The following is a 25,871-nucleotide window of genomic DNA, read 5'->3' as shown; positions in this document are numbered from 1 at the left end:
ATAGCATGACCCTCTCCGCCCGGCTGAACGCGGGGCGGAGACTGCTCCGCCCCCTGACGATACAGGACGAGGCCGCCGTCGTGGCGGCGCTGTCGCGGATCGAGGTTGCCGGCTGGCTGACCTCGGTGCCGCATCCCTATGGCGTGGCTGACTTCCGCGACTGGCTGGCTACCGCGCCGCGGAACGCGGTCTGGGCCATTGAGGATGCGGGGGTCTTCGTCGGCCTGATCGCCCTGAAACCCGATGGCCCCGGCTACTGGATTGTGCCCGAGGCGCAGGGGCGGGGTCATGCCTCCGCCGCACTGGCCGCCGTTCTGGCGGCGCATTTCGCTGACCCGGAGGCGGGCGACCTGCCCGCGCGGTGTTTTGCAGATAATGCGACTTCGGCGCATGTACTTGAAAAGGCGGGGTTTCGTGAACGGGGTAGGGCGATGCAATTCGCCCTTGCGCGGGGTGCCGAGGTCGAACAGCGAGTGTTCATGCTGGACCGTGACACATGGGCCGCGCGCAATCCGCTGGTGATCGACACGCCGCATCTGCGGCTGGCGCCTCTGGAGGTGCCGCGCGACATTGCGGCGCTGGCCCGGATCGGCGGGCAGGCGGTGGTGGCGCGCAACACGGGCAGCCTCTTGTCGCCCTGGCCCGAGGATGTGGTGCGCGCCTGGGTCGAGGCGCTGCCGTGGCGCGGCTGTCCCGGCTTCAGGCTGGGTGTCTGGCGCAATGGGCGGCTGATTGGTGTCGTGCAGCTTCAGCGCAAGGCATCAGAGATCGGCCTGTTCCTGGACCCCGCCGAATGGGGCAAGGGCTATGCGCGCGAGGCGTTGCAGGCGCTGATCGCCAGTGCCTTTGCCCGTTTCGGCCTGCCGTCGCTGAGTGCCACCGTCTTCGCCGACAACGCAGCCTCGCTGCGGTTGTTGCGGGGGCTTGGCTTCGTCGAGACCGGCCGGGGCGAGGGGGAAAGCCCGGCACGCATCGGCCTGCATCCGACGGTTCTGCTGCGGCTGGACCGCGCGGCCGGAAACGGGCAGGATGCGGCACCATGACCGCACCCTTTGCCATCCGTGACGCCACGCCCGACGATGCCGCCGGTATCGCCGCCATCTACAATGATGCCGTGCGCAACACGACCGCCATTCTGATGGAGGGCGAGGTCGATGCCGCGAACCGCATCGCCTGGATGCAGATGCGCGGGCAGTTGGGCTATCCGGTGCTGGTGGCGGCCGAAGGTGCGGCGGTGCTGGGCTATGCCAGCTTCGGCGACTGGCGCCCGTTTGACGGGTTCCGGGCCACGGTGGAAAACTCGGTCTATGTCGCACCCGAGGCGCGCGGGCGCGGCGTGGCGCTGGCCTTGTTGCAGGTTCTGACAGATCGTGCCCGCGCCTGTGGCAAGCACGAGATGGTTGCCGCCATCACCTCGGAAAATACCGCCTCGCTGCACCTTCATGCCCGCGCCGGTTTCGTGGAAACCGGCCGTATGCCCGAGGTCGGGCAAAAATTCGGCCGCTGGCTGGACCTCGTGTTCATGCAGCGCCGTCTTGACGACCGCGCCGCACCTCCGCCAGCGCCCTGAAACGCAAGCCCTGCTTGCGCCCGCGCGGCTTCGCGGCTATCGCCAATCATCCAATCCCGAAGGGGCTCGCCCATGAAATTCCTCGATCTCTGCAAAGTTTATATCCGCTCGGGCGGCGGCGGATCGGGCTGCGTCTCGTTCCGGCGCGAGAAGTTCATCGAATTTGGTGGCCCGGATGGCGGCGACGGCGGCAATGGCGGCTCGGTCTGGGCCGAGGCAGTCGAGGGGCTGAACACGCTGATCGACTTCCGCTACCAGCAGCATTTCTTCGCCAAGTCGGGCCAGCCCGGCATGGGCAACCAGAAAACCGGCAAGACCGGCGATGACATCGTGCTGAAAGTCCCGGTCGGAACCGAGATCATCGACGAGGACGAGGAGACCGTTCTGGCCGATCTGGTGGAGGTCGGGCAGAAGGTGTTGCTGGCCAAGGGCGGCAACGGCGGCTTCGGCAACCTGCATTTCAAGACCTCGACCAACCGCGCGCCCGCCCGCGCCAATCCGGGTCAGGAAGGGGTGGAGCGCACGATCTGGCTGCGCCTGAAACTGATCGCCGATGCCGGGCTGGTGGGCCTGCCCAACGCGGGCAAGTCGACATTCCTTGCCGCCGTGTCCAACGCCCGGCCGAAGATCGCGGATTACCCGTTCACCACGCTGGTGCCGAACCTGGGCGTGGTGGGGATCGACGGGCATGAATTCGTCATGGCCGATATTCCGGGGCTGATCGAGGGCGCGTCAGAGGGGCGGGGTCTGGGCGACCAGTTCCTTGCCCATGTCGAACGCTGTTCGGTCCTGCTGCATCTGGTGGATGGCACGTCGTCGACCATCACCAAGGATTACCGCACCATCGTGGGTGAGCTGGAAGCCTATGCCGAAGAGCTGGCGGACAAGCCGCGCATCCTTGCGATGAACAAGATTGACGCGCTGGACAAGAAAACCATCGGCACCCGCAAACGCGCGCTGGAGAAAGCCAGCGGCGGGCCGGTGCATCTGATTTCCGGCGCCACGGGCGAGGGCATCAAGGATGCGCTGCGCGCGATCCATGCCGAGATCATGGAAGACCGCAAATCCCGCATGCCGGTGGAGGTGAAGCCGTGGCAGCCCTGATGCAGATCGCCGCGCCCGATGTGCGCGCGGCGCGGCGGCTGGTGATCAAGATTGGCTCGGCCCTGCTGGTGGACCGGCAGAAGGGGCTGCGGCAGGGCTGGCTTTCCGCGCTGGCGCTGGATGTGGCCGAAGCCAAGCTGCGCGGAACACAGGTGGTGCTGGTGTCCTCCGGCTCCATCGCGCTGGGGCGGATGATCCTTGGCCTGCCCGCCGGGGCGCTGACGCTGGAACAATCGCAGGCCGCCGCGGCGGTCGGGCAGATCCGGCTGGCGCGTGCCTATGAGGAAGTGCTGGCGCCGCATGGGATCACCACTGGGCAGGTTCTGGTCACGCTGGAAGATACCGAGGACCGCCGCCGTTATCTGAACAGCCGCGCCACGATGGAGACACTGCTGGGGCTGGGCGTCGTGCCCATCGTGAATGAAAACGACACGGTGGCGACCGACGAGATCCGCTTTGGCGACAACGACCGGCTGGCGGCGCAGATCGCCGTGACGGCGGGGGCGGATCAGCTGATCCTGCTGTCCGATGTCGACGGTTTCTATTCGGCGAATCCGAAGGAAGACCCGACGGCGCAGCGCTTCGATCTGGTGGAGACCATCACGCCGGAGATCGAGGCAATGGCGGGCGATCCGATTTCCGGCCTGTCGAAAGGCGGCATGAAGACCAAGCTGATGGCAGCCAAGACCGCCGTGGCGGGGGGCTGTGCCATGGCGATCATGGAAGGCTCGGTTCCGCGTCCGCTGAAGGCGCTGGCGGAGGGTGCGAACCGGACCTGGTTTGTGGCGCAGGCCGATCCGCAGGTCGCGCGCAAGCGCTGGATCAATGCGATGAAGGAAAAGGGCAGGGTCCGGGTCGATGCCGGGGCTGTCACCGCGCTCAGGTCGGGCAAGAGCCTGCTGCCAGCGGGGGTGACAGCGGTCGAGGGCGCGTTCGGCCGGGGCGAGCCGGTGGGGATCATCGGTCCCGACGGCGCGGCGCTGGGGCGCGGGCTGATCCGCTATACCTCGGACGAGGCGCGGGCGATTGCCGGGCATCGGTCAAGTGATATTGCCGGGATCCTCGGGTATGAGGGACGGGCGGCGCTGGTTCACCGCGACGATATGGTGATCTAGACGCGGAGGGAAACCGCCGGGGGCTTCACGCCCCGTCGCCAATCGGGCTTGAACCGATGGCGCCGATTGGCGACCCCCGTGGAGTATTTCTGCGAGAAGCAAAAGGGGCTGAGGATGGAAGACGCAGGCAAGCTGATGCAGGAGATCGGGGCGAAGGCCCGCGAAGCTGCGGCGGAGCTTGCCTTCGCGCCAGCCGAAGCCAAACGCGCCGCGCTGCTGGCTGCCGCCGATGCGGTGGCGGCGGGCGTACCCGCGATCATCGCGGCCAATGCCGAGGATCTGGCCTATGGCGCCGAAAAGGGGCTGACGCCCGCCATGATGGACCGGCTGACGCTGGACGAGGGCCGGATCGGGGGCATCGTCGCGGGCCTGCGCGCCATTGCCGAACAGCCCGATCCGGTGGGGCGGGTGCTGGCGGAATGGGACCGGCCGACGGGTTTGCATATCCAGCGGGTCGCGACGCCCTTGGGCGTGATCGGCGTGATCTATGAAAGCCGCCCCAATGTGACGGCGGATGCGGGTGCGCTGTGCCTGAAGGCCGGGAATGCGGTGATCCTGCGCGGCGGGTCCGAGAGCTTTCATTCCTCGCGGGCGATCCATGCCTGCATGGTCGAGGGGCTGCGTGCCGCCGGTCTGCCGGAAGCGGCGATTCAGCTGGTGCCGACGCGCGACCGGGCGATGGTTTCGGCCATGTTGCAGGCGGTCGATTTCATCGACGTGATCGTGCCGCGTGGCGGCAAGGGGCTGGTCGGGTTGGTGCAGCGCGAGGCGCGGGTGCCGGTCTTTGCGCATCTGGAAGGCATCTGCCACGTCTATGCCGATGGCGCCGCCGATCTGGAAAAGGCGCGGCGCGTGGTGCTGAACGCCAAGACCCGGCGCACCGGCATCTGCGGCGCGGCCGAATGTCTGCTGATCGACCGGGCCTTCTATGCCCGCCACGGCGCGGTGCTGATCGAGGATCTGGTGAAGGCGGGCGTCGAGGTGCGGACCGAGGGCGAATTGCTGGCAGTGCCGGGCACGGTGCAGGCGGCGCCCGAAGACTTCGGGCGCGAGTTTCTGGACATGATTATCGCGGCGAAGCTGGTCGATGGCGTGGACGGCGCGATTGCCCATATCCGCCGCTATGGATCGAGCCATACCGAAAGCATCCTGACCGAGGATGATGCGGTGGCGGCGCGGTTCTTCCAGCGGCTCGACAGTGCGATCCTGATGCGCAACGCCTCCACCCAGTTCGCGGATGGCGGCGAGTTCGGCATGGGGGCGGAAATCGGCATCGCCACCGGCAAGATGCATGCGCGCGGCCCGGTGGGGGCCGAGCAACTGACCAGCTTCAAATATCTGGTCACCGGGGATGGCACCTGCCGCGCCTGAGGGGCGCGGCAGAAGGTTTCAGCCGAGGATGAAATCACCGGCGCGCAGGGAAAGCGCGCTGTTGAGCAGGATCACCAGATCCGCCGCGCCGTCACCGTCGACATCGCCCTGGATCTCGGTTTTGCCGCCGGAGGTTTCGTAGCGCAACTGGCCTGCCTTTTCGGTGAAATCCTTCTTGCCGATGAAGGCGAAGGACTGGTTGCCATTTGCCGCCGCATTGGCGTCGATGGCGCTGAGGTCGATCCGGTCGCCCTGCTTGCGGCTGAAATCGAGGATTGTATCGGCAAATTCCTCGGTGCTGTCGGCGACGCTGGTAAAGACGAAACGATCGGCCCCGGCATTGCCGCGCAGCATGTCGGCGCCTTCACCGCCGGTCAGCGTGTCACGCCCGCCGCCGCCGGTCAGCGCGTTGTCCTCGCCATCACCGGTCAGGCGGTCGGCGCCGCGCCCGCCGGTCACATCCTCGATGTCGCGCAGAAGGAAGGTGCCCTGCGCCGAGGTTGCGTTGCCGCTGGAAAGGTCGACCGTCAGCGATTTGGTGAAGGCCGAGAAATCGACAAGATCGCGGTCCTCGTCCTCGGGGGTGGAGATATTGCCACCGCCTCCGACCACGACAAGGGCGGTCGGATCGGCCTGCTGTTTCACCACCAGCACATCGGCATCGCGGCCCAGAGCCACGAAAGAGGCGCCGCCGCTGCCCAGCACCACCTTGTCCATGCCGCGCCCGGTGTTGATCGCGTCGACATAGTTCACCCCGGTGGTGATCTGGTCATTGCCGCGCCCGCTGTAGAGGGTTTCGATCTCTCCGGTGGCAGTGATCGTGTCGTTGCCGCTGCCCGCGCGAACCGAGCTGGCGCCGCCCGCGCCGATGCTGGCGAAATTGTCCCCCTCGCCGAGGTCGATATACATCACCCCGGCATTTCCGGTGGTCACGCGGTCATTGCCCTCGCCGGTGGCGATGAAGCCGATCCAGTTCTTGCCGGTCGTGATCGTATCGTTGCCGTTGCCGGTGGTCAGAAGCTGCACGTCGCTGCGGGCCAGCTTCACCACATTGTCGCCCGCGCCGTCCAGGCGGATGGTGGCAATGAAGCGGCCGCTGCCCTTTGCGGAATCGGTGAGCGTCACTCCCAGATCGCCGCCGGCCTGAATGAGATTGGTGCCCCAGTTGTTTCCGGTCAGCGAGATCTTGACCGTGGCAAGGCCGCTGTCATCCGGTTTCCAAAGCTCGAGCGCCTTCAGATGTCTGTCGGACCACACATATTCATCAAACCCGATGCTGAAATCGGTCGAGCCGTTCAGGGTCAGGCTCAGGTTACCATCAAGCGTTGCCATGTCTCTCTCCCTCGCGCTTACAACAGGCATTATTCATGCCCGCCCTGCGGAAGAAAGAAAAAAAGGGTTTTCAGAAGCTCAGCCGGATTTCCCCGTCCCGCGTCTCGACCCCGAGAGTGCGGCCAAGCCGGGTCAGTTCGTCCGGCACGAGGGCAAACTGCACCTGCGCGGCGGTGATCTGGTGCCGGGCGCCGGGGTTGGAAAGCACCTCCCACAGATCGGGGTCGATCCGCAGCTTCGGGCCCAGCCCGAGGATATGCCAGCCCCGGTCGTCGCGCTCGATCCGGATGCGGCCACCATGCACCATGGCGGTTTCCAGGCACATGATCAGCAGGAAGGCCAGTTTGACTTCGCGGCGGGGCATGTCCTGCGGTCCCGTCCAGTCAAAGCTCAGCCGGCTGCCGCGCGCCAGATCGGCCAGCAGCGCCTTCACCTCGGGCCGTCCAAGCCGCTGATCCCCGGCGCAGGCCCCGAAGGCGATGCGGAAAAAACGGATGCGCGCATTGGCATGGCCCACGCTTTCGGCAATCAGCGCGATTTCCGGCCCCGGCGTGCCGCCATCCAGCATGAGAAGCTCGACCCCGTTGCCGATCGCGCCGATCGGGCTGATAAGATCATGGCAGATTCGGGAGCCCAGAAGGGCACTGAGGTCGGGGCGGTCCGGCATGGATGTTCCTGACAGAGGACGGAGGGCAGGGAACGGAAATGCAACTGGGACTGAATGCACTGCTGGAGCCCGGCATGCTGGTACGCCACCCGCAGGAACCCGACTGGGGTCTGGGACAGGTCCAGTCGAATGTCGGAGCCCGGATCACCGTGAACTTTGAACACCGCGGCAAAGTTGTAATAGACGGGAGCCGCGTCACCCTGGAGCGTGTATTCGATTGATATAGCTTTATATCTCGAAACACCCCGGCGCAACTGGTGATTGAGCCGCAGAGGCGGGCCGCTTGCATTGCGCGGCCCCAGCGCCTAAAGCCGGTTCGGGCCGGAACGGACGAGGGAGCGCCGGATGAAGACCGACGAAAGCCTGTTCGAGGTGCGGCTTGCGGCCGATGCGCGCGACCTGCGCGCGGCGCAGCGCCTCCGCTATGAGGTGTTTGTCGGGGAAATGGGCAGCGACGGGCCGATGGTCGATCACGCGGCGCGGCTGGAATGCGACGATTACGACGAGCTGTGCGATCACCTTCTGCTGATCGACCGCAGTCGTGATCCCGAACGGCTGGAAGATGTGGTGGGCGTCTATCGGCTGTTGCCGGGCGCGCGTCTGCCCGAGGGCCGGGATTTCTACTCGGAGCAGGAATTTGACCTTGGCCCCTTGCTGGGCGGGGGGCGGCGCCTGCTGGAACTGGGCCGTTCCTGCGTGCATCCCGATTATCGGGGCGGGCCTGCGATGATGCTGATGTGGAACAAGCTGGCCGAATATGTGCTGGACCGCGACATCGACCTGATGTTCGGCACGGCGAGCTTTCCGGGCACCGATCCCGCCAGTGTGGCCGAGCCGCTGGCCTACCTTTACCGCCACCACCTTGCACCCGAGGGGCTGCGCCCGGTGGCGCGTGCCCCGCACCGGCTGGAGATGGACGCTCTGCCGCCCGAGGCGGTGGACCGCCGCCGCGCCATGCAGGCGACACCGCCGCTGATCAAGGCCTATCTGCGGCTGGGGGGCTTCGTCGGGGATGGGGCCTGGATTGACCATGAATTCAACACCATAGACGTGTTGCTGGTGATGGACACTACGCAGATGTCGGCACGGCACCGCGACTATTACACCCGCCGCCGTGGAGACGAAGCATGAGCTCCTGGCACGAGGCGCGGCTGGAACCCGGCCGCATCGGACCGCTGGGCTGGGGGCTCGTCGGGCTGCGGGGGCTGGCACTCGGGGCAGTGACCTATGGCTGTCTGGCGATCTTCCTGCTGGTGCGGCTGGTCGAAAAACCGCTGTTCGGCCTGCACCGCCCGATCACGCCCTGGATCACCCAGTTCGTCTGCCGCGCAGGTCTTGCCATCATGGGGTTCGGCTATAGCGTGACCGGGCGGCCGATGCAGGGGCAGGGCGCCATCGTGGCCAATCATGTCGGCTGGCTGGACATCTTCACCCTGAACGCCGCCGACCGGGTGTATTTCGTGTCGAAGGGCGATGTGGCGAACTGGCCCGGCATCGGCATCCTGGCACGCGCCACCGGCACCATGTTCATCAACCGCCGCCCTGCCGAGGCCAGGACCCAGCAAGAGATGATGGAGACGCGGCTGCGGGCCGGTCATCGGCTCCTGTTCTTCCCCGAGGGCACCTCGACCGATGCGATCCGGGTCTTGCCGTTCAAGACCCCGCTGTTTCAGGCGTTTTTCACTCATGGCATGGACCGGGTGCTGCATATCCAGCCAGTGACGGTGGTCTATCATGCCCCCGTGGGCCGCGACCCGCGCTATTATGGCTGGTGGGGCGACATGGATTTTGCGGGCCATCTGATCAAGGTTCTGGCCACCCCCCGGCAGGGCCGTGTCGAGGTGATCTTTCACCCGTCAGTCCCCGTCGATGCCTTCGCAGATCGCAAGCAACTGGCGGCCTATTGCGAAAGGGTGATCCGCACTGCGCATCCGCTTGCGCAGACCGCCGAAATTCACGCGGAATGACGTCGGAGCGACGCGGATCGGCTATTGATCAAATCGCGGTGCTGCCCCATGTTCCGCGAGATCACGGAGGGTAGGCGATGGACGACACAGGGCAGGACCGGGGCGAGGCGCGGAAAATTCCGACGCATGAGCTCACCTATCTGCGGCTGCGCGACATGGTGCTTTATGGCGTGCTGCTGCCGGGACAGCCGGTTACCATCCAGGGTCTGATCCGCGATCTGGATGCGGGCATGACCCCGGTGCGCGAGGCGATCCGCCGACTGACCGCCGAAGGGGCGCTGGCGCTTCAGGACAACCGCCGCGTGACCGTGCCAAGGATGACGCCAGATCTGTTTGGCCAGCTGGTCCATGCCCGTCTGGCAATCGAACCGAAGCTTGCGGAACTGGCCGCCCCCCGGCTGACGCCCGAACGCATTGCCCGGCTGGAGGCGATCGACGCGCTGATCGAGCCGGCGATCCGGGCGGGCGACGTGCAGGAATACCTGCGCCAGAACCACGCCTTCCACTTCACGCTGTACGAAGCAGCCGGGGCAACCGTGCTGGAAGACATCGCCCGCTCGCTCTGGCTTCGGTTCGGGCCGTCGCTGCGGGCCGTTCTGGGGCGTTATATCGAGAATGGCCTGCCGGACCGTCATGCCGATGCCCTGGCTGCAATGAAGGCGGGCGATCCGCAGGCGCTGGCCGAGGCGATCCGCCTCGACCTGACGCAGGGGGTGGAACAGGTGCGCGACGCGCTGGCGGAAACCGCCTGAGGCTCAGGCCGCCTGCGCCGCGCCGGCGCGCAGCAGCATGCCGAACAGGTCGCGCGGATCATCCGGGTCGGCGATCATATCAAGGTTCTGATACAGGCCCGAGGTGCGCAGCCGCGAATGCACGTAGCGCAGCGCGCTGAAATCCTCGATGGCGAAGCCCACGCTGTCAAACAGCGTGATCTGCCGCGCATCGGTGCGTCCCGCCGCCTGACCGGCGATGACCTGCCAAAGCTCTGTCACCGGATGATCGGCCTCAAGCTGCTGGATCTCGCCCTCGATACGGGTTTGGGGCGGGTATTCGACGAAGATGCCCGACCGCAGCAGGATGTCGCGGTGGAGTTCCGTCTTGCCGGGGCAATCGCCGCCGACCGCGTTGATATGCACGCCGCTGCCAACCATATTGTCGGTCAGGATGGTGGCATATTGCTTGTCGGCGGTGCAGGTGGTCACGATCTCCGCGCCTTCCATGGCCTGTTCGGCACTGGTGCAGGATACGACGGTCAGCCCGCGCCCCGCCAGATTGCGGGCGCATTTCACGGTCGCAGCCGGGTCGATGTCGTAAAGCCGGATCTCCTCGATGCCGCAGACCGCCTTGAAGGCCAGCGCCTGAAACTCCGCCTGCGCGCCATTGCCGATCATCGCCATCACCCGCGCGCCCTTCGGCGCCAGCCATTTCGCTGCCATGGCGCTGGTCGCCGCCGTGCGCAGCGCCGTCAGCAGGGTCATTTCACTGAGCATCAGCGGATAGCCCGTTGCCACATCCGCCAAAAGACCAAATGCTGTAACGGTTTGCAGGCCTTTCTTCATGTTCGACGGATGGCCGTTCACATATTTGAACCCATAGGTCTCACCATCCGAGGTCGGCATCAGCTCGATCACGCCCACCTCGGAATGGCTGGCCACGCGCGGGGTCTTGTCGAACAGCGGCCAGCGCAGGAAATCGGCCTCAATCTCGGCTGCAAGCTCGGCCATCATGCGTTCAACCCCGATGTGAAGAACCAGCTTCATCATGTTGTCAACACTGACAAAAGGCACAAGAGCATTGCGGGAGGGGGCGGTCATGTCATCTCTCTCAGGTAAAGCTGCGGGTCGGACGGTCGAACACCTTGCGGCCCATCAGCGAGCCGACCAGATCGACCATCAGCTTCGCGGTGCGGCCCCGGTCGTCGAGGAAAGGGTTCAGTTCCACAAGGTCGAGCGAGGTCACCAGCCCTGATTCGTGCAGAAGTTCCATCACCAGATGCGCTTCGCGGAAAGTGGTGCCGCCCGGAACAGTGGTGCCCACTGCAGGCGCGATGGAGGGGTCCAGGAAATCGACATCGAGGCTTACATGCAGCATCCCGCCCGCCTCGCGCACCTTGGTCAGGAAGCTGCGCAGCGGTGCGACGATGCCATGTTCATCCAGCACCCGCATGTCATTGATCGCGATATCATGTTCCAGCAGCGCCGCATGTTCTGCCGGATCGACCGAGCGGATGCCGTAAAGACAGATGCGGTCTGCCGGAATCGGGGCCGGGAAGGGCGGGAAAGCGTCGAACCCGTCGCGCCCGGCGATATAGGCGACCGGCGTGCCATGCAGATTGCCGCTGGTCGTGGTCATCGGCGTGTGGAAATCCGAATGCGCATCCAGCCACAGCAGGAACAGCGGCCGCCCGGCCCGGCGTGCATGGGCCGCCGCCCCGGATACTGACCCCAGCGCCAGCGAATGATCGCCCCCCAGAATCACCGGCATCGCGCCTTCGGACAGCGCGTCATCCACACGGTCCGCCAGAACCTCGGTCCAGCCCAGCGTCTCGGGCAGCTGATCCACCGCCGGGTTGGCGCAAACGGCCTCCTGCAGATCTGGCAGGGCGACGTCGCCCCAGTCCTCGACCCCATGGCCCAGATCGCGGATGGCGCCGGCAATCCCCGCCACGCGATAGGCCGCCGGGCCCATCAGACAACCGGGGCGGCGCTGGCCGGAATCGACGGGCGCGCCGATCAGAATGGTCCGTGTCATGGCAAATCTCCTGTTCCGACAAACATGTTTTCACTTTGCGGCAGCATCCAGCGGCATTATGAGCATTATGCGCGAAGAATTCAGCGGGATGAAAAGGAAAACCGTCGAAATGGACGAAATCGACCAAAGGCTGATCGCCGAGTTGCGCCGGGATGGCCGGGCGGCCCTGTCCGAACTTGCTGATCGCCTTGGCCTCAGCCGTGCCACGGTGCGCGCCCGGATGGAACGGCTGACCGCACGGGGCGAGATCGCGGGCTTCACGGTGCTGACCCGCGCCGATGTCACCGCCGCCCCTGTGCGCGGGCTTATGATGATCGGGATCGAGGGGCGCGGCGGCGAAAAGATCATGGCGCGCCTCGCTGGCCTGCCTGCCGTCATGGCAGTGCATTCGACCAACGGCAAATGGGATCTGATCGTGGAACTTTCGACCCAGACGCTGCTGGAACTCGATGAGGTGATCCACCGCATCCGCAATATCGAAGGCGTCACCACATCCGAGACCAACCTTCTCCTCTCCACCCGCAAGGCGGGCCGACGCTGATCATTTTCTGTCCATAAATATCCCGGGGGAATCGCGCGGCACGCGCGATGGGGGCTGGCCCCCAAATCTTTTCAACGAAAAGATTTACAAATTTCGTCAAAGAAATTTGGGCGCGCCGGTTGCGACGCTTGGGCGCAGCCCCATGGCGGCGCGCGGCGTCTTGTCCTATGATCCCGCCTGCAAGGGAGACGCGCATGATTTCAGAGCTTGGGCATTTCGCGCTGGTGCTGGCACTGGCGGTGGCCGTGGTACAGGCGGTGGTGCCGCTGATCGGGGCGCAGAAGCGCTGGTCGGGGTGGATGGCAGTGGCCGATCCGGCGGCGGTCGTGCAGTTTGTGCTGATCGCGGTGGCCTTCGGGGCACTGACCTGGGCTTTCGTGACCTCGGATTTCTCGCTGCGTCTTGTGGTGCTGAACAGCCATACCGACAAGCCGATGCTCTACAAGGTCTCGGGCGTCTGGGGCAACCATGAGGGGTCTCTGCTGCTCTGGGTGCTGATCCTTGCCGCCTATGGCAGCGCGGCGGCGCTGTTCGGCGGCAACCTTCCCGCGACGCTGAAGGCGCGGGTTCTTTCGGTGCAGGGGATGATCGGGGTGGCTTTCCTGGCGTTCCTTCTGTTCACCTCCAATCCTTTCCTGCGTCTGGCCGAACCGCCACTGAACGGTGACGACCTGAACCCGCTGCTGCAAGACCCCGGTCTCGCCTTCCATCCGCCCTTCCTTTACCTAGGCTATGTCGGGCTCAGCATGGCGTTCAGCTTTGCCGTCGCGGCGCTGATCGAGGGGCGGGTTGATGCCGCCTGGGCGCGCTGGGTCCGGCCCTGGACGCTGGCGGCCTGGATCTTCCTGACCATCGGCATCGCGCTGGGGTCGTGGTGGGCCTATTACGAGCTTGGCTGGGGCGGATTCTGGTTCTGGGACCCGGTGGAAAACGCCAGCTTCATGCCCTGGCTGTTTGCCGCGGCCCTGCTGCATTCCGCCATCGTGGTGGAAAAGCGCGAAAGCCTGAAGGCATGGACGATCCTGCTGTCCATCCTCGCCTTCGGATTCTCGCTGATCGGCACTTTCATCGTGCGCTCGGGTGTCATCACCTCGGTCCATGCCTTTGCCAATGACCCAGAACGTGGCGTGTTCATCCTCATGATCCTTGGTGTCTTCATGGGTGGCGCGCTGACGCTGTTCGCCGCCCGTGCCGGCGCGATGGAGGCGAAGGGCATCTTCGCCATGGTCAGCCGCGAAAGCGCGCTGGTGGTGAACAACCTGCTGCTGGCGGTCGCGGCCTTCGTGGTCTTCGTCGGCACGATCTGGCCCTTGGTGGCCGAGATGCTGTGGGACCGCAAGCTGAGCGTCGGCGCCCCGTTCTTTGACGCCGCCTTCTCGCCCTTCATGATCTGTCTGGCGGTGCTTTTGCCCATCGGCGCGATGATGCCGTGGAAGCGGGCTGAGGTCGGGCGGGTCATCCGGCAACTGATCCCCGCGCTGATCCTTGCCGTGGCCTGTGGCTTGCTGGCCTGGGCACTGGAGACGGGGCGTTCGGCGGTGGGGCCGGTGGCGGCGGCGCTTGGCGCCTGGCTGGTGTTCGGCGCGCTGACCGACCTTTGGGCGCGCACCGGGCGCGGTGCGGTTGGCGGCCGTCTGCAACGGCTTGGCCGTCTGCCGCGCGCCGACTGGGGCCGCGTGACCGCCCATGCCGGGCTGGGCGTTACCATGATTGCGGTCGGCGCGATGAACGCCTGGGCGACCGAGATCATCAAGGTCGTGCAAGTGGGCGAGAGCTTCCCGCTGCATGGCTATGAGGTGACGCTGAACAAGGTTGAACAGGTCGAGGGTCCGAACTACCTGTCCACCATGGCCGAGATGGCGGTGCGCCGTGAGGGGCGCGAAGTGGCGGTGCTTTATCCCGAAAAACGCGTCTATCCGGTGCAGGCCATGCCCACCACCGAAGCGGCACTGGACTACGGCTTCTTCCGCGACATCTATCTGGTGATCGGGGATCCGCAGGATAACGGCGGCTGGGCGATCCGGGGCTACTGGAAACCACTGGCGAACTGGCTGTGGATTGGCGCCGCGCTGATGGCGCTCGGGGGGCTTCTGTCCCTTTCGGACCGCCGCTACCGCGTGGCGGCGGGGGCAGCCCGGCGTGCGGCTGCCCCGGTCGCGGCGGAGTAACGCGATGCGCCTGATCCTTGCCCTGTGCCTGTCGCTTCTGGCCTTCCCCGCGCTGGCGGTCCAGCCGGACGAAGTGCTGCCCGATCCTGCGCTGGAGGCGCGCGCGCGCGCCATTTCGCAACTGCTGCGCTGCCCGGTTTGTCAGGGCGAGAATATCGACGATTCAAACGCCGACATCAGCCGCGATCTGCGCCTTCTGGTGCGGGAACGGCTGGTGGCTGGCGACAGCGACGACGCGGTGATCGACTTCGTGGTGGATCGCTATGGCGAGTTCGTGCTGTTCGAACCGCGCGCCACCGGCTCGAACCTTGTTCTCTGGCTGGCCGGTCCGGGGATGCTGCTGCTGGGCGGGATCGCCGCCTTTGCCTTCCTGCGCCGCCGCGCGGCCCAGCAGACCGAGGCGCTGAGCGCCGAGGAAGAGGCCCGGCTGAAAGAGATTCTGAAAGAGTGACGCGCCGTTCCGCTTTCCCCCCGGTGCCCGGCGGCTAATCTGCCGGGCAAAGGAAAGGGAGGCAGAATTGGACCCGATCATTCTGGAAGAACAGGGCGGCATCGCCACGATCACGCTGAACCGGCCGCAGGTGATGAATGCCCTGTCGTCGGAGCTGCGCAAGCAGATGCTGGCCGCAATCCGGCAGGCCGAAACCCGCGCCCGCGTCATCGTTTTCTCCGGCGCCGGAAGGGCTTTCTGTTCCGGTCAGGATCTGGCGGATGCGCAGGGTATGGGCACCGATGTCCCGTTCGAGAAAATCCTGAACGAGGAATATGTGCCGCTCCTCAATGCGATCTATGATTGCCCGGTGCCGACCATCGCCGCTGTCAATGGCGCGGCGGCCGGGGCGGGCGCCAATCTGGCGTTGGCGGCGGATGTGGTGATCGCGGCGGAAAGCGCGAGCTTCGTGCAGGCCTTCACCCGGATCGGCCTGATCCCCGATGCGGGCGGCACCTGGTGGCTGCCGCGCCAGATCGGCGCCGCGCGCGCCATGGGCAGCTGCCTCTTCGCCGATAAGGTCACGGCGCGACAGGCAGAATCCTGGGGCATGATCTATGAATGTGTGGCGGATGACGCCTTTACCGCCCGTGTTGCCGAACGCGCGACCCATCTGGCCAACGGCCCGACCGCGGCCTATCGCGCGCTGAAACAGGCGCTGCGCGGGTCGCTGTCGAATGACCTGCAAGCGCAACTGGCGTTGGAGGCCCGGCTGCAGGAGGCGGCAGGCAAGACCACCGATTTCCGCGAAGGGGTGGCCGCCTTCCTTGAAAAGCGCCCGCCGCGCTTTACCGGAGCATAAAGCAAGGGCTGCCCCGGCAAGGGGCAGCCACCAGTCGATCAGGCGCCGCGCGACAGCGCCGCAACGCCGGTCCGCGCCACTTCCCGCAGACCCAGAGGCCGCATCAGCTCGGCGAAAGCGTCGATCTTCTCCGGCGTGCCGGTCATCTCGAACACAAAGCTTTCCAGCGTCGAATCAACCACATTGGCGCGGAAGATCTCGGCCAGACGCAGCGCCTCGATCCGTGCATCCCCTTTTCCGGCAACCTTCAGCAGCGCCAGCTCGCGTTGCACCGCCGGCCCCTCGACCGTCAGATCGTTCACCGCATGCACCGGCACCAGACGGCCCAGCTGCGCCTTGATCTGCTCGATCACCTGCGGCGTGCCGCGCGTGACGATGGTGATGCGGCTGCGGTGGCCGGTATGATCCACCTCCGCCACGGTCAGGCTGTCGATGTTGTAGCCACGGCCCGAAAACAACCCGATGACGCGGGCCAGAACCCCGCTTTCGTTATCGACAAGCACGGCCAGCGTATGGCTTTCGATCACCTCGGCATAAGGATCGCGGAGGTCGTAGGCGGAATGGCTCGACGAGCCCTTGGTGATATTGAGCGCCGACATGGGGGCTCCCTTTCATTTTCTGTCTGAAAATATCCTCGGGGGGAAGGGGCGCGCTTGCGCGCCCCTGTCGGGGGGCAGACAGCCCCCCGTGCAAGGGTCACACCAGCACCGCGCCGCCAGCCTTGATCACGCCCTGCGTCTCGGCCTCGCCCAGCAGCATCTCGTTATGCGGCTTGCCCGAGGGGATCATCGGGAAGCAGTTCTCGTGCTTCTCGACCAGACAGTCGAAGATCACCGGCCCGTCGTAGCGGATCATTTCCATGATCGCATCGTCCAGATCCTTCGGGTCGCTGCACTTGATGCCCTTGCAGCCGAAGGCCTCGGCCAGTTTCACGAAATCGGGCAGGCTTTCCGACCAGGAATGGCTGTAACGCTCGCCATGCAGCAATTCCTGCCACTGACGCACCATGCCCAGCCGTTCGTTGTTCAGGATGAACTGTTTGACCGGCGCGCGGAACTGCATCGCAGTGCCCATTTCCTGCATGTTCATCAGCCAGGACGCCTCACCCGCCACGTTGATGACCAGCGCCTCGGGGTGGGCCACCTGCACGCCGATCGAGGCGGGCAGGCCGTAACCCATCGTCCCCAGGCCGCCCGAAGTCATCCAGCGGTTCGGTGCGTCGAAGCCCAGGAACTGTGCCGCCCACATCTGGTGCTGGCCGACCTCGGTGGTGATGTAACGATCCATCCCCTTGGTCAGCGCCTCCAGCCGTTGCAGCGCATATTGCGGCTTGATGGTCTTTTCGCTGTTCTTGTAGTCGAGGCAGTCCACGGCTTTCCATTCCGTGATCTGTGCCCACCACTTCGCCAGACCTTCCTTGTTCACCTTGCGCCCGCGCGATTTCCAGATGCGGAGCATATCCTCCAGCACATGGCCCACGTCACCGACGATGGGCAGATCGACGCGGATCACCTTGTTGATTGACGAGGGGTCGATGTCGATATGCGCCTTCACCGAATGCGGGCTGAAATCGGCGACGCGGCCGGTGATCCGGTCATCGAAGCGGGCGCCGATGTTGATCATCAGGTCGCAGCCGTGCATCGCCAGATTGGCCTCGTAAAGCCCGTGCATCCCCAGCATGCCCAGCCAGTTCCTGCCGCTGGCCGGATAGGCCCCCAGACCCATCAGGGTCGAGGTGATCGGGAAGCCCGTCGCATCCACCAGTTCGCGCAAGAGCTGGCTCGCGGCGGTGCCCGAGTTGATGACGCCGCCGCCGGTGTAGAACACCGGGCGTTCGGCCTTCTCAAGCAGTTCGACCAGTTTCGTGATGGCCTCGATGTCGCCCTTCACGCGCGGCTGGTAATGCGAGGTCTTGATCTTCTCGCGCGCCACATATTCGGCTTGGGCGAATTGCACATCCTTCGGAATGTCCACCAGCACCGGGCCGGGACGGCCCGAGGTTGCCACATGGAAGGCGGTATGAATGGTTTCCGCCAGTTTCGCGGTATCCTTCACCAGCCAGTTCATCTTGGTACAGGGGCGGGTGATGCCCACGGTATCGGCTTCCTGAAAGCCATCGGTGCCGATCATGAAGGTCGGCACCTGACCCGACAGCACCACCAGCGGGATCGAATCCAGCAGCGCATCGGTCAGCCCGGTCACCGCATTGGTGGCACCGGGGCCGGAGGTCACCAGCACCACTCCCGGTTTCCCGGTGGAGCGGGCATAGCCTTCGGCCATGTGCACCGCGCCCTGTTCATGACGGACGAGAATGTGCCGGATGTCGTTTTGCAGGAAGAGTTCGTCATAGATCGGAAGCACGGCGCCGCCGGGGTAGCCGAATACGACCTCGACCCCCTGATCCTTCAGCGCCTTCACGATCATCTTTGCGCCCGTCATGGCGCTCGCATTCGCCTGAGTCATGTTCTCTTCCTTCTTGCCGCTTGCACCGCGGCTGGCACGTTCTTGCCGCGATACCGCGGCGGGCACTTCTTGCCGCAATATCGCGGCGGGCACGGGTATGAAAAAACCCCCGGAGTTTCCTCGGGGGGCGCATGGGGAACCGAGATGGTCTGCCGTTACCGGCCCATGCGCCCAATCCCTACGATGACGAGAAGCGACATCATGTCGTGTCCCCAGTGGCTTGATTCAGTGCAGCGGACCTTATGAGCGGCGGCGGGGGGCGTCAATGGCAAAAATCCATGAAAAATGTCGCAGTGACGCAGAAAGTTGAACTTTTATTGCGTTTACCGGCAATTAATGGAAATAACTGCAAAATACATGGGTCGGGGAAGGGGCGAGTCGCCGCGTCATGCAACCTTCGCAAGGCTGTAACCCCCGTGTCACCTCCGACTGGCAGTCAGCCGGAAGGGCCCCCGAAGGTGACGGAGGGGCGCCGTTCCAGCCTTTCAGGAGCCAGTGATGACCGACCGCTTTTCCTTCGACGACTTCGACGAGGCCCGCAGCCCGCGTGCCGAAACCACCGATTTCGACCGTATCGTGGCGAGTGGCCTGTCGCGTCGCGGCTTCCTGACCGGGCTCGTGGCCTTCGGCTCGGGTGCCAGCGTCATGGGCAGCCTGCTGCGCGGCACGGCGGCAGAGGCCGCGACCGCCCGTTTCGCCTTCACGCCGATCCCGGTCGCCACCGATGGCACCGTACATGTGCCGGAAGGCTATGAATGGAAGCCGGTGGCGCGCTGGGGCGATGCGCTGTTTTCCGATGCACCGGCCTATGACGCGGCGAAGGGCGTGCCCTCGCAGGGGGCCGACCGGGTGTTTGGCGAAAACACCGACGGGATGGAGCTGTTCAATATCGGCGGCCATCAGGTCATCGCGGTGAACCATGAATATGTGAACCCCGAGATCAACCTGCCGGCGGAGCAGGAGGAAAAGGTCAAGTCCGAGGCCGATGTGCGCCTGCTGCAAAACCTGCAGGGCGTGACGGTGATGGAAGTCGCGGAAGGGCCGGATGGCTGGGCCATTGTGCCCGACAGCCCGTTCAACCGCCGCATCACCCATCTGACGCCGATGCGCCTGTCCGGCCCGGCGGCGGGGCACGAGCTGCTGCGCACCCCGGCTGATCCCGCTGGCACCGAGGTTCTGGGCACGCTGAACAACTGCGGCGCAGGCAAGACGCCCTGGGGCACCTATCTGACCTGCGAGGAAAACTTCAACGGGTACTTCGGTGCGACCGATGTCGGGGCAAAGCTGCCCGAAGCCTTCGCCCGGTACGGGATCGAGGCGGAATCGGTCTATGGTTACGAACAGTTCGATCCGCGTTTCGATCTGGCGAAGAACGTGAATGAACCCAATCGCTTCGGCTATGTGGTCGAGATCGACCCGGCCGATGCCACCTCGAATCCGGTGAAGCGTACCGCCCTCGGCCGCTTCAAACATGAAAACGCCGCCTGCACCCTGGCGCGCGACGGGCGCGTGGTGGTCTATCTGGGCGATGATGAACGTGGCGAGTTTCTGTACAAATTCGTCTCGACCGGCGTTTACGCCCCCGGCGCGCCGACCGATGCGCTGCTGGATGAAGGCCAGCTTTACGTCGCCAAATTCGCTGAGGACGGCACCGGCAAGTGGCTTGCCCTGACGCCCGAGGCGACCGGCATGACGGCGGCGGAAATCTGCATTCACACCCGTCAGGCCGGGTCGAAGGTTGGCGCCACCACCATGGACCGCCCGGAATGGGTGGCGGTGAACCCCCGCGCGATCGAGGCCTATTGCGCCCTGACCAACAACAAGAACCGGGGTGTGAAGCCCAATGCCGGTGGCGACGAAACCCCGGTGGGCGGTCCGAACCCGCGTGCTGAAAACCATTATGGCCAGATCGTGCGCTGGTATCCGGCGGACGAGGATCACGCGGCCGACAGCTTCCGCTGGGATCTCTTCGTGATGGCGGGCAACCCCGGGGTGCACAAGGATGCCTATGCCGGATCGTCCAACATCAACGCGGGCAACATGTTCAATTCGCCCGATGGGATGATGTTCGATCAGACCGGAATGCTGTGGATCCAGACCGATGGCGAAGACAGCAACGAGGGCGATTTCGCCGGGCAGGGCAACAACCAGATGCTGGTCGGTGACCCGGCCTCTGGCCGGATCGAGCGGTTCCTGACCGGCCCCAAAGGCTCGGAGGTGACGGGCATGACCTTCTCGTCGGATCGCCGCACGGTCTTTGTGGGCATCCAGCATCCGGGTGGCGATTTCCCTGATATGGCGGGCGGCCTGCCGCGCTCGACCCTTATCGCCATCCGCCGCACCGATGGCGCGACGCTGGCCTGAGCGTTAACGCATGGTACGAAAGGGGCCGTCGCAAGCGGCCCCTTTTGCTGTGACTGGCAGAGCGTTGTGCCGGATGACCTGAGGGTAAGCGTGCCGTGTCAGCCGTGCAGGGCAGGCGGCCCGAGCGTTACCGCGCCCGGCGCGCCATGCCGAGAGAGCGGGGCGCCGTCTCCACAAAGCCGAACTTTTCGTAAAGCTTATTTGCCGGAACGTCGGCGATGAGGCTGACATAGGCTGATGCGGGAAGCCGGGTTGTGACAAACTCCATCAACTCCCCCATGATCGTCTTGCCCAGCCCCTGTCCCTGATCCGACGGGGTCACGGCAATATCCACGATCTGGAAAAAGCACCCGCCGTCCCCGATCAGCCTGCCCATGCCTGCGACGCGGTCGCCATGCTCAAGCACCACGGCAAAGACTGTACCGGCGAGGCCTTTCGTGGCGGCCTCTTCGGAAAACGGGCTCAGGCCCGCCTCTGCGCGAAGCTGCATATATTCGCCGACAGTGGGTGTCCGCCTGACAACCTTGTAGGTGTTTCCGGCCATGTTCGGCTTCCTTTCGGGATCGGTTGGCACTTGCAGAAACAGCACCCTAGTGAGTTTGGCTGTCGACTGCAAAGGTCGCGGGCCCTCTTTTGGGTGCCCGGCAGAGGTTCAATTCAATCCTGCCGGCCTGAGGTCTCCGGCCCGCCCCCGAACCTCCGGCTGCTATAGCGCCCGCAGCCGACCTTTGCTAATGCCTCTCGAAAGATCATCTGGATGCGAAAGACTTTTCTAAGGGGGATAAACATATGACAATCAGGAACTTTTATCTCCTGATGGCGATTGTCGGGACCGGGGTGCCATGGCTGTTCTTCGGCTCTTTTTTCGCGCAGCACGGGCTCGCGCTTCCGCTCTTTATTCAGTCGCTGTTCGCAAACGGGCCCGCTGCGGGCTTCTCGGCGGATGTGCTCATTTCGATTCTGATATTCTGGGTATGGTCCTGGTCTGACGCAGCGAAGCACAAGGTCGAGCGGTGGTGGCTGGTTCTGCCCGCAAGTTTCTTCGTGGGTCTTTCGCTGGCGCTCCCGCTCTACCTGTATCTAAGAGAGCGGGACTGACGAGGGCGACCATCAGTCCCGCGCTGCAGTTCATTATGGGGGGGCCGATCCCCCCGAGTATTCCATCCCGCGAAGCGCTGGCCTCGTGCGCTCCGTTCAGATGGCCTCAATGCCGTTGCAGCAGATCCCAGCGGTTGCCGAAAGGATCGCGCCAGACCGCGACGGTGCCATAGGGTTCGTGGCGCGGGGCTTCCTCGAAGATGGCGCCTGCGGCCAGAAGGGCGGCGTGGTCGCGGGCGAAATCGCCGGTTTCCAGAAACAGCCAGACCCGACCCGCGCCCTGCCTGCCGATGGCGGCGCGCTGTTCCTCCGTGTCGGCGCGGGCCAGCACCAATACCGGGCCACCGCCAGGCGGCGCGACGGTGATCCAGCGTTTGCGGCCCTGATCGACATCCTCGATCAGCCGGAAGCCGAGCCTCTGGACATAAAACGCCAGCCCCGCCGCGTAATCCGGCACGATCAGCGCCAGCGCGGCGATGCGCGCATCCGAAAGCGGTGCGGTCATTCGTGATGGGGGCGGGCTTCGGGCAGGGCGATGCGCGCCACCTGTTCGGCGATCGGGTCGACGGACAGCGGGTGCAGTTCCGCCGTGTGATCCTCGGGGCTGCCGATGTCCTGCCACTGGCCAGCCTTGTAAAGCTCCAGCGCGGCGAAATTCGCCTTGTAGCCCATCTTGCGGCTGCCCGGCACCCAGTAGCCCAGATAGACATAGGGCAGCCCGGCCTCGCGCGCGATCTCGATGTGGTCAAGGATCAGATAGGTGCCCAGGCTCTGCGCCGTCAGATCAGGGTCATAGAAGCTGTAGACCATGCTCAGCCCGTCATCGAACACATCGGTCAGACAGACAGCTGCCAGCGGCCGGGCGCGGCTGCCATCCCCGGCGGGGCGGGTATATTCGATGACACGCGACCGGATCGGGGTTTCCTCGATCATCGCGGCAAATTCGAAGATGTCCATGTCGGCCATGCCGCCATCGGCGTGGCGATGATCCAGATAGCGACGGAACAGCGCGAACTGATCTTCGGTCGCCCAGGGGCTTGTGGCGTTGCGGCGCAAATGGGCGTTGCGGCGGAGGATCTTGCGCTGCGTGCGGTTCGGTTCGAAATCCGCGACGCGGATGCGGGCCGACAGACAGGCAGAGCATTCGGCACAGGAGGGCCGGTACAGCACGTTCTGGCTGCGCCGGAACCCCTGCTTGGACAGCGCATCATTCAGCCGCTGCGCATGTTCGCCCTGAAGGGCTGTGAACAGCTTGCGCTCCATCCGCCCGTCCAGATAGGGGCAGGCTTGTGGGGCCGTCACATAGAACTGCGGCGCGATGGGGACCGTGTGGCGCATCTTGGCGGGCGGGCCTGTCCGGTTGCGGGATGGGAAAGGGCTTTGTCGCGCGAAGCCTAGCAAGCCCGCGCCCGCTCGCCAAGACCGGATTGCGACAGGATGAAAAGCCGGGCTGTGGCCCGGCTTTCGTCAGGGTTCAGCGCGGACGGTTGATCGCCACCGTGCCCAGAACGTGATCGCTGAGCCCCTGACCGCGGGAGGAGGTCGCCATCAGAAAGACCGACAGCACCTGAACCAGCAGCGTACCGATGGACAGCGTGTAACCCAGCGTGTGCAGGAAGGCATGGGCGAAATCGAATTTCTCGCCATTGCGGGTCAGGAAGGTGATGTTCATCAGCCGCATGCCGGGCGTGGCCGAAGAGGAGGCCAGCGTCAGCACCCGATAGGCAAAGCTGACACAAAGATACAGCAGCGGCAGGAAGAACAGCGCCGTGAAGGCGGTGAAGGGCACGATCATCGCAGTGATGATCGCGGTCAGGATCACATCCACAACCCAGGCAAGGCCCCGCTTCATTGTCACGCCTTCATAGAATTCGGCGTGGCGTTCGGGGTCGGGCAGGAAGTGGTCTTCGCTGTTGGCATACATCGGCGGCGGTCCTTGGTTCGGGCCTCGGTTCGGGGAAGGGCGGGGGCCGAAGCCCCCGTCCTGGGGATCAATACGCGCCGGGGGCTGCCGGTTCCTCGGCTTTGGGTTCGGCGGCACGGCGGGCGCGTTCATCCATGAAGCTGTCGAATTCCTGCTTGTCCTTGGCTTCGCGCAGGCGTTGCAGGAAGCTCTCGAAAGCCTCTTGCTCGGTTTCCAGCCGCTTCAGCGTTTCGGCCTTGTAGGCGTCGAAGGCGGTATTGCCCGAGCTGCGGAAGGCGGCATGGTCATGGTGATGGCGGCGGTGACGGCAGAACATGGTGTCATCCTTTCGGTCGGAATAGCTGGAGGATCTGAACTTGCCGGCGAAGATCATATAGGCCAGCAGCGCGAGGCCCACGGGCCAGACGAAGATGAAGCCCAGCACCATGGCGGCGATCCAGGCGAGTTTGCCGCGCTGGTCCAGCCAGCCTTCGGCGCGGCGGAAGATGTTGGTGGGGCCGCTCGGCACGGCGGTGGAGGTGGCGTAGGACATGGCGGTCTCCCGGTTGCGTTGGATGTGAATTGCTTTCACATGATCCGAGATGCGCATGGGATGCCCCCGCTTCAAGGGCTGATGTGAAAGATTTTCACATTTTTCTCTGACGCAGGGGAAGCCGGGTCGCCAAGTGCTTAATGCGGCAGGCTTTTCGACATCAGATTGATGACCGCGACCCCGGCGATGATCAGTCCGAGTCCGGTCAGGGCCCAGAAATCGAGGCTCTGGCGCAGGAAAATCACCGAAACGGCGGCGATCAGCACGATGCCCATGCCACTCCAGATCGCATAGACGATGCCGACGGGCAGAACGCGCACCGCCAGTGACAGGCAATAGAATGACACGCCATAGCACAGCGCCATGATGACGGTGGGCAGGGGGCGGGTGAATTGCTGTGTCGCATTCAGAAGCGAGGTGCCGATGACCTCCAGCGCGATGGCGAAGCCAAGGATGGCATAGGTGGCGGGCAGGGTCATGGCGCGTCCTTCCGGGTGCGGGCAAGAAGATGGGCAAACAGCGCGTCCGGCCCCGGCGGCACGGGGACCGATCCGAAGACGCGCGACATCCAGTAGCCGTCGGCCGCCAGCCGCGCCGCCACCAGCGCGGTATCGCTGTCCGTGTCGGCATGAGCCGCCATCTGCGCGGCAATCCAATCGCGCCAAAGCCCGGCCAGTGCCGTATCGGCAAGGCTGCGCAGCGAGGGCGCGGCCCAGGGGCTGTGCGGGCTGGCGGGATGGAAGATACAGTACAGATAGGCGCGGGTCAGAACGCCGTGACCCCCTGCATCCTTGGCCAGCGCCGCCTGAAACTCGGCGTCGATCCGGGCGAGGATTTCTGCCGCCACCGCCTCGACCAGCCCCTGACGACTGCCGAAATGGTGAAAGACAGCGCCCTTCGTCACGGCGGCTTCAGCCGAAACCGCAGGCAGCGCCAGCGCCGCCAGCCCCTCGGCCAGCGCCAGCCGCACGCCTGCGTCCAGCAGGGCCTGCCGGGTGGCCTCGGGCGTTTTAGGGCGGCGATGGGCGTCTGACATGGCGGGGCGTCCGGGGATTTTCCCAGAAAGATACCGCAGGGTATGTTTTCGTCAAGCCGTGAAATCGGCCAGTTTTGCGCCGGTGATGCGCAGCAGTTCGCCCGGCGCGATGGGGAAGATGTGACGCGGGGTGCCCGCCGCCGCCCAGACCTGCGCGAAATCCATCAGGCGGGGGTCAAGGAATTCGGGGCTGGGTGTCAGATGCCCGACCGGGCTGACCCCGCCGATGGCAAAGCCCGTCACCGCACGCACTTCCTGCGCATCAGCGCGACCCAGGGGCTCCCCGGCGAGGGACGAGGCTTTGACCGCGTCGATCCGGTTGCCGCCCGCCGTCAGGAACAGGTAAAGCCGCCCCGAACCTTCGCCCCGGAACAGGATGGATTTCACGATCTGGTCCAGCGCGCAGCCCGCCGCCGCGGCCGCCTGTTCGGCGGTGCGGGTTTCGGCGGGCACCTCGACCGGGCGCGCGGCGACCCCGGCGGCTTCCAGCGCGGTGGTGACACGGGCAAGGCTTTTCGACATCGGCACATCCTTCGCAGGGCACGGGGCGGAATACGGCCATTCCCGGCGCGGCGG

The 25,871-nt window shown here is 65.1% G+C and carries 29 protein-coding genes; 15 read left to right on the top strand and 14 right to left on the bottom strand.

The window, feature by feature from the left end:
• The first annotated feature begins 5 nt into the window (after positions 1-5).
• From IE126_RS00630 to IE126_RS00610, 5 genes are all read left to right on the top strand, one after another.
• Entirely contained in the window at positions 6-1,043 is a 1,038-nt protein-coding gene (locus IE126_RS00630; RefSeq protein WP_189379899.1) for a GNAT family N-acetyltransferase, read from the top strand.
• On the top strand, positions 1,040-1,570 hold the full coding sequence (locus IE126_RS00625) for a GNAT family N-acetyltransferase (protein WP_054304470.1): 531 nt from the start codon (positions 1,040-1,042) through the stop codon (positions 1,568-1,570). The genes IE126_RS00630 and IE126_RS00625 overlap by 4 nt, the downstream gene beginning before the upstream one ends.
• Positions 1,571-1,642: 72 nt before the next feature.
• Positions 1,643-2,674 (top strand): GTPase ObgE, encoded by a 1,032-nt coding sequence (gene obgE, locus IE126_RS00620; RefSeq protein WP_054304469.1) that lies wholly within the window; start codon positions 1,643-1,645, stop codon positions 2,672-2,674.
• Positions 2,674-3,789 carry a glutamate 5-kinase gene (gene proB / locus IE126_RS00615; RefSeq protein WP_054304500.1) on the top strand — a complete coding sequence of 372 codons (1,116 nt, stop codon included), beginning with the start codon at positions 2,674-2,676 and terminating at the stop codon, positions 3,787-3,789. The genes obgE and proB overlap by 1 nt, the downstream gene beginning before the upstream one ends.
• A 114-nt stretch (positions 3,790-3,903) precedes the next feature.
• Positions 3,904-5,160: a glutamate-5-semialdehyde dehydrogenase gene (locus IE126_RS00610; protein WP_189379898.1), complete on the top strand. Its 1,257-nt coding sequence runs from the start codon at positions 3,904-3,906 to the stop codon at positions 5,158-5,160.
• Positions 5,161-5,178: 18 nt separating this feature from the next.
• Here IE126_RS00610 and IE126_RS00605 read toward each other — a convergent pair whose 3' ends face one another.
• The gene (locus IE126_RS00605; protein ID WP_054304467.1) at positions 5,179-6,492 is read right to left on the bottom strand and encodes a M10 family metallopeptidase C-terminal domain-containing protein; all 1,314 of its coding nucleotides are present in this window, start codon (positions 6,490-6,492) and stop codon (positions 5,179-5,181) included.
• A 70-nt stretch (positions 6,493-6,562) separates the two neighbouring features.
• A complete protein-coding gene (locus tag IE126_RS00600) occupies positions 6,563-7,159 on the bottom strand; it encodes a histidine phosphotransferase family protein (RefSeq protein WP_189379897.1) in 597 nt (198 codons plus the stop codon).
• A 38-nt stretch (positions 7,160-7,197) separates the two neighbouring features.
• Here IE126_RS00600 and IE126_RS00595 point away from each other — a divergent pair, with 38 nt between their 5' ends.
• The 4 genes from IE126_RS00595 (at position 7,198) to IE126_RS00580 (ending at position 9,878) form a co-directional block, all read left to right on the top strand.
• Positions 7,198-7,380 carry a DUF3553 domain-containing protein gene (locus IE126_RS00595; protein ID WP_189379896.1) on the top strand — a complete coding sequence of 61 codons (183 nt, stop codon included), beginning with the start codon at positions 7,198-7,200 and terminating at the stop codon, positions 7,378-7,380.
• Positions 7,381-7,504: 124 nt separating this feature from the next.
• Positions 7,505-8,290: a GNAT family N-acetyltransferase gene (locus tag IE126_RS00590; RefSeq protein WP_189379895.1), complete on the top strand. Its 786-nt coding sequence runs from the start codon at positions 7,505-7,507 to the stop codon at positions 8,288-8,290.
• Positions 8,287-9,126, top strand: coding sequence for a lysophospholipid acyltransferase family protein (locus IE126_RS00585; protein ID WP_189379894.1), 840 nt, complete (start codon positions 8,287-8,289; stop codon positions 9,124-9,126). The genes IE126_RS00590 and IE126_RS00585 overlap by 4 nt, the downstream gene beginning before the upstream one ends.
• A 77-nt stretch (positions 9,127-9,203) precedes the next feature.
• Positions 9,204-9,878 (top strand): GntR family transcriptional regulator, encoded by a 675-nt coding sequence (locus IE126_RS00580; RefSeq protein ID WP_108129448.1) that lies wholly within the window; start codon positions 9,204-9,206, stop codon positions 9,876-9,878.
• A 3-nt stretch (positions 9,879-9,881) separates the two neighbouring features.
• Here the strand turns inward: IE126_RS00580 and IE126_RS00575 are convergent, their stop codons facing one another.
• On the bottom strand, positions 9,882-10,940 hold the full coding sequence (locus IE126_RS00575) for an ornithine cyclodeaminase (protein WP_054304461.1): 1,059 nt from the start codon (positions 10,938-10,940) through the stop codon (positions 9,882-9,884).
• A gap of 10 nt (positions 10,941-10,950) precedes the next feature.
• Positions 10,951-11,877 (bottom strand): arginase, encoded by a 927-nt coding sequence (gene rocF / locus IE126_RS00570; RefSeq protein WP_108129450.1) that lies wholly within the window; start codon positions 11,875-11,877, stop codon positions 10,951-10,953.
• Positions 11,878-11,986: 109 nt separating this feature from the next.
• Between rocF and IE126_RS00565 the strand changes: the two genes are divergently transcribed.
• The 4 genes from IE126_RS00565 (at position 11,987) to IE126_RS00550 (ending at position 15,878) form a co-directional block, all read left to right on the top strand.
• On the top strand, positions 11,987-12,418 hold the full coding sequence (locus tag IE126_RS00565; protein ID WP_054304499.1) for an Lrp/AsnC family transcriptional regulator: 432 nt from the start codon (positions 11,987-11,989) through the stop codon (positions 12,416-12,418).
• A 194-nt stretch (positions 12,419-12,612) separates the two neighbouring features.
• Positions 12,613-14,586: a heme lyase CcmF/NrfE family subunit gene (locus IE126_RS00560; RefSeq protein WP_189379893.1), complete on the top strand. Its 1,974-nt coding sequence runs from the start codon at positions 12,613-12,615 to the stop codon at positions 14,584-14,586.
• A 4-nt stretch (positions 14,587-14,590) separates the two neighbouring features.
• Positions 14,591-15,037 (top strand): cytochrome c-type biogenesis protein, encoded by a 447-nt coding sequence (locus IE126_RS00555; protein ID WP_108129452.1) that lies wholly within the window; start codon positions 14,591-14,593, stop codon positions 15,035-15,037.
• A 67-nt stretch (positions 15,038-15,104) separates the two neighbouring features.
• On the top strand, positions 15,105-15,878 hold the full coding sequence (locus tag IE126_RS00550) for an enoyl-CoA hydratase-related protein (RefSeq protein ID WP_189379892.1): 774 nt from the start codon (positions 15,105-15,107) through the stop codon (positions 15,876-15,878).
• Between the two features lie 38 nt (positions 15,879-15,916).
• Here the strand turns inward: IE126_RS00550 and ilvN are convergent, their stop codons facing one another.
• The gene (ilvN, locus tag IE126_RS00545) at positions 15,917-16,477 is read right to left on the bottom strand and encodes an acetolactate synthase small subunit (RefSeq protein ID WP_054304456.1); all 561 of its coding nucleotides are present in this window, start codon (positions 16,475-16,477) and stop codon (positions 15,917-15,919) included.
• A 97-nt stretch (positions 16,478-16,574) separates the two neighbouring features.
• Positions 16,575-18,341 (bottom strand): acetolactate synthase 3 large subunit, encoded by a 1,767-nt coding sequence (locus IE126_RS00540; protein WP_054304498.1) that lies wholly within the window; start codon positions 18,339-18,341, stop codon positions 16,575-16,577.
• A 498-nt stretch (positions 18,342-18,839) separates the two neighbouring features.
• On the opposite strand from IE126_RS00540, the gene IE126_RS00535 reads away from it, so the two are divergent.
• On the top strand, positions 18,840-20,705 hold the full coding sequence (locus IE126_RS00535; protein WP_189379891.1) for a PhoX family protein: 1,866 nt from the start codon (positions 18,840-18,842) through the stop codon (positions 20,703-20,705).
• A 127-nt stretch (positions 20,706-20,832) separates the two neighbouring features.
• On the opposite strand, the gene IE126_RS00530 is transcribed toward IE126_RS00535, so the two are convergent.
• Complete coding sequence (locus IE126_RS00530; protein ID WP_054304454.1) at positions 20,833-21,249, bottom strand: GNAT family N-acetyltransferase; 417 nt, start codon at positions 21,247-21,249, stop codon at positions 20,833-20,835.
• A 245-nt stretch (positions 21,250-21,494) separates the two neighbouring features.
• On the opposite strand from IE126_RS00530, the gene IE126_RS00525 reads away from it, so the two are divergent.
• Positions 21,495-21,803, top strand: a complete 309-nt coding sequence (locus IE126_RS00525) for a DUF2834 domain-containing protein (RefSeq protein WP_054304453.1) — start codon at positions 21,495-21,497, stop codon at positions 21,801-21,803.
• Positions 21,804-21,909: 106 nt separating this feature from the next.
• Here IE126_RS00525 and IE126_RS00520 read toward each other — a convergent pair whose 3' ends face one another.
• The 7 genes from IE126_RS00520 to IE126_RS00490 form a co-directional block, all read right to left on the bottom strand.
• The gene (locus IE126_RS00520; protein ID WP_054304452.1) at positions 21,910-22,308 is read right to left on the bottom strand and encodes a VOC family protein; all 399 of its coding nucleotides are present in this window, start codon (positions 22,306-22,308) and stop codon (positions 21,910-21,912) included.
• Positions 22,305-23,141, bottom strand: coding sequence for an arginyltransferase (locus IE126_RS00515; RefSeq protein ID WP_054304451.1), 837 nt, complete (start codon positions 23,139-23,141; stop codon positions 22,305-22,307). Before IE126_RS00515 ends, IE126_RS00520 begins: the two co-directional genes overlap by 4 nt.
• 136 nt (positions 23,142-23,277) lie before the next feature.
• Complete coding sequence (locus tag IE126_RS00510) at positions 23,278-23,727, bottom strand: RDD family protein (protein ID WP_108129455.1); 450 nt, start codon at positions 23,725-23,727, stop codon at positions 23,278-23,280.
• Between the two features lie 67 nt (positions 23,728-23,794).
• A complete protein-coding gene (locus tag IE126_RS00505) occupies positions 23,795-24,259 on the bottom strand; it encodes a DUF2852 domain-containing protein (RefSeq protein ID WP_054304497.1) in 465 nt (154 codons plus the stop codon).
• A 137-nt stretch (positions 24,260-24,396) separates the two neighbouring features.
• Entirely contained in the window at positions 24,397-24,738 is a 342-nt protein-coding gene (locus IE126_RS00500; protein ID WP_189379890.1) for a DMT family transporter, read from the bottom strand.
• Positions 24,735-25,295, bottom strand: coding sequence for a TetR/AcrR family transcriptional regulator (locus IE126_RS00495; RefSeq protein WP_189379889.1), 561 nt, complete (start codon positions 25,293-25,295; stop codon positions 24,735-24,737). Before IE126_RS00495 ends, IE126_RS00500 begins: the two co-directional genes overlap by 4 nt.
• A gap of 51 nt (positions 25,296-25,346) precedes the next feature.
• Entirely contained in the window at positions 25,347-25,817 is a 471-nt protein-coding gene (locus tag IE126_RS00490; protein ID WP_189379888.1) for a YbaK/EbsC family protein, read from the bottom strand.
• Between the last annotated feature and the right edge of the window lie 54 nt (positions 25,818-25,871).

It is taken from the genome of Gemmobacter nanjingensis (genome assembly GCF_014652195.1).
GTDB classification, from domain to species: Bacteria; Pseudomonadota; Alphaproteobacteria; order Rhodobacterales; family Rhodobacteraceae; genus Gemmobacter; species Gemmobacter caeni.
The sequence above is the reverse complement of the archived record's forward strand: the minus strand, read 5'-3'. Positions and strand labels throughout refer to the sequence as shown.

Excerpts from the sequence above, each read along its gene's own strand:
- IE126_RS00605 (WP_054304467.1), bottom strand. The coding sequence starts at position 6,492 with ATGGCAACGCTTGATGGTAACCTGAGCCTGACCCTGAACGGCTCGACC.
- IE126_RS00500 (WP_189379890.1), bottom strand. The coding sequence starts at position 24,738 with ATGACCCTGCCCGCCACCTATGCCATCCTTGGCTTCGCCATCGCGCTG.
- IE126_RS00575 (WP_054304461.1), bottom strand. The coding sequence starts at position 10,940 with ATGACCGCCCCCTCCCGCAATGCTCTTGTGCCTTTTGTCAGTGTTGAC.
- IE126_RS00600 (WP_189379897.1), bottom strand. The coding sequence starts at position 7,159 with ATGCCGGACCGCCCCGACCTCAGTGCCCTTCTGGGCTCCCGAATCTGC.
- rocF (WP_108129450.1), bottom strand. The coding sequence starts at position 11,877 with ATGACACGGACCATTCTGATCGGCGCGCCCGTCGATTCCGGCCAGCGC.
- IE126_RS00630 (WP_189379899.1), top strand. The coding sequence starts at position 6 with ATGACCCTCTCCGCCCGGCTGAACGCGGGGCGGAGACTGCTCCGCCCC.
- IE126_RS00535 (WP_189379891.1), top strand. The coding sequence starts at position 18,840 with ATGACCGACCGCTTTTCCTTCGACGACTTCGACGAGGCCCGCAGCCCG.
- IE126_RS00595 (WP_189379896.1), top strand. The coding sequence starts at position 7,198 with ATGCAACTGGGACTGAATGCACTGCTGGAGCCCGGCATGCTGGTACGC.
- IE126_RS00560 (WP_189379893.1), top strand. The coding sequence starts at position 12,613 with ATGATTTCAGAGCTTGGGCATTTCGCGCTGGTGCTGGCACTGGCGGTG.
- IE126_RS00625 (WP_054304470.1), top strand. The coding sequence starts at position 1,040 with ATGACCGCACCCTTTGCCATCCGTGACGCCACGCCCGACGATGCCGCC.
- ilvN (WP_054304456.1), bottom strand. The coding sequence starts at position 16,477 with ATGTCGGCGCTCAATATCACCAAGGGCTCGTCGAGCCATTCCGCCTAC.
- proB (WP_054304500.1), top strand. The coding sequence starts at position 2,674 with ATGCAGATCGCCGCGCCCGATGTGCGCGCGGCGCGGCGGCTGGTGATC.
- IE126_RS00565 (WP_054304499.1), top strand. The coding sequence starts at position 11,987 with ATGGACGAAATCGACCAAAGGCTGATCGCCGAGTTGCGCCGGGATGGC.
- IE126_RS00505 (WP_054304497.1), bottom strand. The coding sequence starts at position 24,259 with ATGTCCTACGCCACCTCCACCGCCGTGCCGAGCGGCCCCACCAACATC.
- IE126_RS00585 (WP_189379894.1), top strand. The coding sequence starts at position 8,287 with ATGAGCTCCTGGCACGAGGCGCGGCTGGAACCCGGCCGCATCGGACCG.
- IE126_RS00495 (WP_189379889.1), bottom strand. The coding sequence starts at position 25,295 with ATGTCAGACGCCCATCGCCGCCCTAAAACGCCCGAGGCCACCCGGCAG.
- IE126_RS00515 (WP_054304451.1), bottom strand. The coding sequence starts at position 23,141 with ATGCGCCACACGGTCCCCATCGCGCCGCAGTTCTATGTGACGGCCCCA.
- IE126_RS00590 (WP_189379895.1), top strand. The coding sequence starts at position 7,505 with ATGAAGACCGACGAAAGCCTGTTCGAGGTGCGGCTTGCGGCCGATGCG.
- obgE (WP_054304469.1), top strand. The coding sequence starts at position 1,643 with ATGAAATTCCTCGATCTCTGCAAAGTTTATATCCGCTCGGGCGGCGGC.
- IE126_RS00525 (WP_054304453.1), top strand. The coding sequence starts at position 21,495 with ATGACAATCAGGAACTTTTATCTCCTGATGGCGATTGTCGGGACCGGG.
- IE126_RS00510 (WP_108129455.1), bottom strand. The coding sequence starts at position 23,727 with ATGTATGCCAACAGCGAAGACCACTTCCTGCCCGACCCCGAACGCCAC.
- IE126_RS00530 (WP_054304454.1), bottom strand. The coding sequence starts at position 21,249 with ATGGCCGGAAACACCTACAAGGTTGTCAGGCGGACACCCACTGTCGGC.
- IE126_RS00555 (WP_108129452.1), top strand. The coding sequence starts at position 14,591 with ATGCGCCTGATCCTTGCCCTGTGCCTGTCGCTTCTGGCCTTCCCCGCG.
- IE126_RS00580 (WP_108129448.1), top strand. The coding sequence starts at position 9,204 with ATGGACGACACAGGGCAGGACCGGGGCGAGGCGCGGAAAATTCCGACG.
- IE126_RS00610 (WP_189379898.1), top strand. The coding sequence starts at position 3,904 with ATGGAAGACGCAGGCAAGCTGATGCAGGAGATCGGGGCGAAGGCCCGC.
- IE126_RS00540 (WP_054304498.1), bottom strand. The coding sequence starts at position 18,341 with ATGACTCAGGCGAATGCGAGCGCCATGACGGGCGCAAAGATGATCGTG.
- IE126_RS00490 (WP_189379888.1), bottom strand. The coding sequence starts at position 25,817 with ATGTCGAAAAGCCTTGCCCGTGTCACCACCGCGCTGGAAGCCGCCGGG.
- IE126_RS00520 (WP_054304452.1), bottom strand. The coding sequence starts at position 22,308 with ATGACCGCACCGCTTTCGGATGCGCGCATCGCCGCGCTGGCGCTGATC.